We start from the raw sequence: 4,354 nt of genomic DNA, 5'->3' as shown, positions 1-4,354 counted from the left end.
TTAAAATTTTAGACACAGACTGGACTGGGCAGGTTTGGATATTTTCTGAAGATGAGATTGCCAAAGCAGTTCGTAAGGAGGATGGGGTTTACCAATTTGAAACCCTTCCTTACATCCGTATTGGGAAGGAATTTGTATCAGGTGTACCCTACCCAGATCAGAATGGAATCACCTGGTTCAGAACTTTTTCCTCTGTCATTGTGGCTTATAATGAGCATGCTGAGCCAGTTGAACGCCCTGAATTTCCGGCACTGATTCGCCAGGTAGTAGTCGGTAAAGATTCAACCCTCTATTTCGGCAATGGTGATCACGCAAATGAAACAATCCTCAAATTTGCCGATAACGCCATCCGCTTTGCCTATGCAGCGGCAAGTTACGAGGGGAAAAACAGTAACATGTTCAAAACCATGCTCGATGGATTTGACCGGGACTGGTCAGGTTGGTCTGATCTGCCAGTAAAGGAATATGTTAATCTCCCGCCGGGGGAGTACACATTTAAGGTTATTGCCCAAAACCTTTTTGGGGCAGAGAGTAAGCCTGCGTCCTATACTTTCACGATTCTCCCCCCATGGTGGAGCACCTGGTGGGCATATTTTGGCTATATTATCCTGATAGGAGGAAGTATCTATGCTGTTTACAATTATCAGCTCAGGCAGCGGCTGCAAAAGGCGGAAGCACAGCGTCTTAGGGAATTGGATGCCGTTAAAACCAAATTATATACCAATATCACCCACGAATTCCGTACACCATTGACAGTAATCCTGGGAATGGCATATCAGTTAATGGACAATCCAAAAAAGCATTTGGGAAAAGGCCTGAAAATGATTGTCCAAAATGGACAAAGTTTATTGACAATGGTCAATCAAATGCTCGACCTCAGTAAACTGGAAAGCGGAAAATTATCCCTGCAATATCATCATTCAGATATCATTTCTTTTTTGGGATATATCCTTGACAGCTTTCATTCTTTAGCCGAAAGCAAAGGCATTCAGATACACTTCATCTCTGTATCAGATCAATTTAAGATGGATTTTGATGAAGTGAGATTGCAACAGGTTGTTTCCAATATAATTTCTAATGCGATCAAGTTCACCCCAAAAGGAGGACATGTTTATGTCTCAACCGAGACTGCAAATGACAGTTTCATTTTAAAAATAAAAGACACTGGTTATGGCATCCGGGAGGTTGATCTGCCACATATTTTTGACCGTTTTTATCAGACAGATGATTCTCACACCCGCCATGGAGAAGGTACAGGCATTGGTTTGGCACTGACACGTGAATTGGTAAAACTGATGCAAGGAACCATTGAAGTCAAAAGTAAGATAGGCAATGGTTCCGAATTTGAAGTAGTGTTACCAATTCGAAATATATCAGATTCGGAAACAACAAATAATGTTCCTTCAGTGTCGATAGTTACGGAAACCAACCATGAAATCGCTTTTCCAATTGAAGTGGCTCCCCATCCGTCTTTCACGCCGATTCATAATGGAAATGGCAGTGCCCATGTATTGGTAGCAGATGATAATGAAGATGTTCTCGCCTTTATTGCATCATGCCTGGAAAATGAATTTGCTGTGGCAATTGCTAAAAATGGGCAAGAATGTGAAGATTTGGCCTTGAGCATGACACCTGACCTTATTGTGATGGATGTGATGATGCCCTTCAAGGATGGTTTTGAAGTTTGCAAAACTTTGAAAACTGACGAACGCACAAGCCATATTCCCATCATCATGTTGACTGCAAAAGCAGATTTGGAAAGTAAGTTGCAAGGATTAGAGCAGGGTGCTGACGATTATTTGACCAAACCATTTCACAAGAAAGAACTTTTGTTGCGGATCAAAAACCTCCTTGATTTGCGGCGACACTTGCAACAGCATTACCGCTCATCGTTGGAGGGTAGTTTATCAACAAACGCTCTTCAAGATGTTCTGCAGGGATTAAATATTAACCCCAAAGGCAACAGTACAAAAGATTCGAAAGCAGTAAACCTAATTCCAAGCATTCCTTTAGCAAGCGGTTTAGAAAATGCATTTGTTATAAAAGTCAGGAAAACCATTGAAGCACATATGGAGGAACCCAACTTTGATGTTGAAAAACTCTGCCGCAGTTTGGCTATGAGCCACTCTCAGGTCCATCGCAAACTTATAGCGCTGACCGGACTTTCTGCTACCCATTTTATTCGCTTTGTTCGACTGATAAAAGCCAAAGAAATGATTCTCAATTCAGGATTCAGTATTGCAGCGATTGCTTACGACTGCGGTTTTAATGACCCGGCATATTTCAGCCGGATATTCAAACAGGAATTTGGGGTGTCCCCGCAGGTTTGGCGGGAGGAAAATACGGTGTAAATCTATACTTGCTAATTCTTTGATATGTCTTAAATAAAATTTAAATTAGATAATCCGCTCATTATCAGGATGTATTTCCATAATTTTCATTAAGCAAACCATTAAAGTGATGAAACTTTATTTTGTACTTCTATTTGCTTTATTGATTTCGAAAAGTCACTTATCAAAAGGACAACATTTGGATTTGGTACATCAGGAATTTCTCCCAGTGCCTGAAAAAGTAGCACCTCAGCCAGTACTTGCCCAAGTTCTGCGATTGAGTGAGGTGCTAGCTGACCTTGGGAATCCATTGCCTCCCCAAATCCATCAGCAGTTGGCTTCCCTAAAAGAACAGGGATATTCTGATCGGACCGTCAGGGAAATTCAAAAACTGTTAGATCCCTATTGTTTATTTGGAATTGAGATTAACCCTGAGGCTAGAGTCAAAGTAATAGAAGGAATGGCTACACCTGAACTTATCCAGGGAGGCTGGCGAAGCTTTTTAATAAAAATCCATAATGAGGCAGCTGTTACCACCCCTGTACAAATATATAGTTCTAATGCCGAGCCGGTCTTATTCAGGTCAAGTTTTGAACCGCATGCCAAAGAGGAAAACCTTTTAAACCAAGGCCAGGTTGAAGACAGGTTTCTGGAGATGTTGATGTACACCCAGCGTCCAATGAAGAGTAAACTTTCAGGTTTAGGACTTGAATACGCCATTGTACAAATATACACGAAATCTACCGGTCAAAAGGAAGCAAATATCGGCTTCCACATTGGTCAAGGAACTCAGGACATAGGCTTTAGGAATACAGTTGATATTCTTTTCACTATTAAACCCTCTGTGAAAGCAATATTTAAGGTTTATGATAAAGATGGCCCAACAATAGGATCATTTATCATCATGGATGGTATCGAACGAATTCGGACAGACCAGGAAGACGACCCTTTCCCGGATGATTACAGGTTAACATTGGCACGCATGCAAAGCTGGGAGGAACCTGGATTTAATACCATTGACACTTGGGGATCAGTCATGTTTGGTAAACCTGCATTTCCTTATGATTCTGTATTATCACAGAAAAGCAAGCTTATAGGAATTTATCCATTACCCTCCAGAAGGGTGGCATTGACAGATGAATATCCGGATTTTTTCTTCCAGCCACAGATTTACAGAGCAGATAGAGAGCATGTATATCTGCCACCGGGTGAATATGTGGTTTATTATGGCAGGGGGCCTGAATACCTAAAAAAAGTGAAAAATATAATTATCCCGGAAGAGGTAGATTCTATTGAACTCGATTTTCCATTGGAAAGATGGATCAACATGTCAGCCCTGGGATGGTGGAGCGGGGACCACCACATCCATGCAGCAGGTTGTTCTCATTATGAAAGTCCCTTAGAAGGAGTAAAACCAGAAGATATGTGGAGACAAGTGCAGGGAGAAAATTTAAATATTGGCCTGAATTTAACCTGGGGACCCTGTTGGTATTATCAAAAGGAATTTTTCACAGGGGAAGTACATCCTCTTTCAAACGAAAACAATTTATTACGCTATGATGTAGAAATATCCGGCTTTCCTTCCTCTCATGCCGGACACCTGGTTCTTCTGAATTTAAAAGAAGATGAATATCCTAATACATCCAAAATCGAAGATTGGCCAAGCTGGACGCTACCTATTTTACAATGGGCAAAACAACAGGGTGGTGTAGTTGGATATGCCCATTCAGGTCTGGGGCTTGAACCTTTTGATGAAACCAGGGATTTACCAAATTTCATTATACCTAAAATGGATGGTATTGGTGCCAATGAATATATCATGACAGTGGCCCACAATGCCGTGGATATATTTTCTTTGGGCAATACACCTTACCTATGGGAATTGAATATGTGGTATCACACATTGAATGCGGGTTTCAAAACAAGAATCAGTGGAGAAACTGATTTTCCATGTGTGACAGATGAACATGTCGGTCGGACAAGGGTCTATGCAGAGATTGGTGATGGTTTGAATTTTGAGGATT

At 41.2% G+C, this 4,354-nt stretch carries 2 protein-coding genes; both read left to right on the top strand.

The annotated features are described in order from the left end of the window. The coding region (locus ACEW8O_RS16660) for an ATP-binding protein (RefSeq protein ID WP_373495755.1) at positions 1-2,351 on the top strand (2,351 nt) is incomplete at its 5' end. A gap of 109 nt (positions 2,352-2,460) precedes the next feature. Further along, positions 2,461-4,354, top strand: a 1,894-nt coding sequence (locus tag ACEW8O_RS16655; RefSeq protein WP_373495754.1) for a CehA/McbA family metallohydrolase, incomplete at its 3' end; no start/stop codon positions are given.

It is taken from the genome of Aquiflexum sp., assembly GCF_041749095.1.
Taxonomy (GTDB): Bacteria; Bacteroidota; Bacteroidia; order Cytophagales; family Cyclobacteriaceae; genus Aquiflexum.
This window is presented reverse-complemented; position numbering and strand designations above follow the sequence as displayed.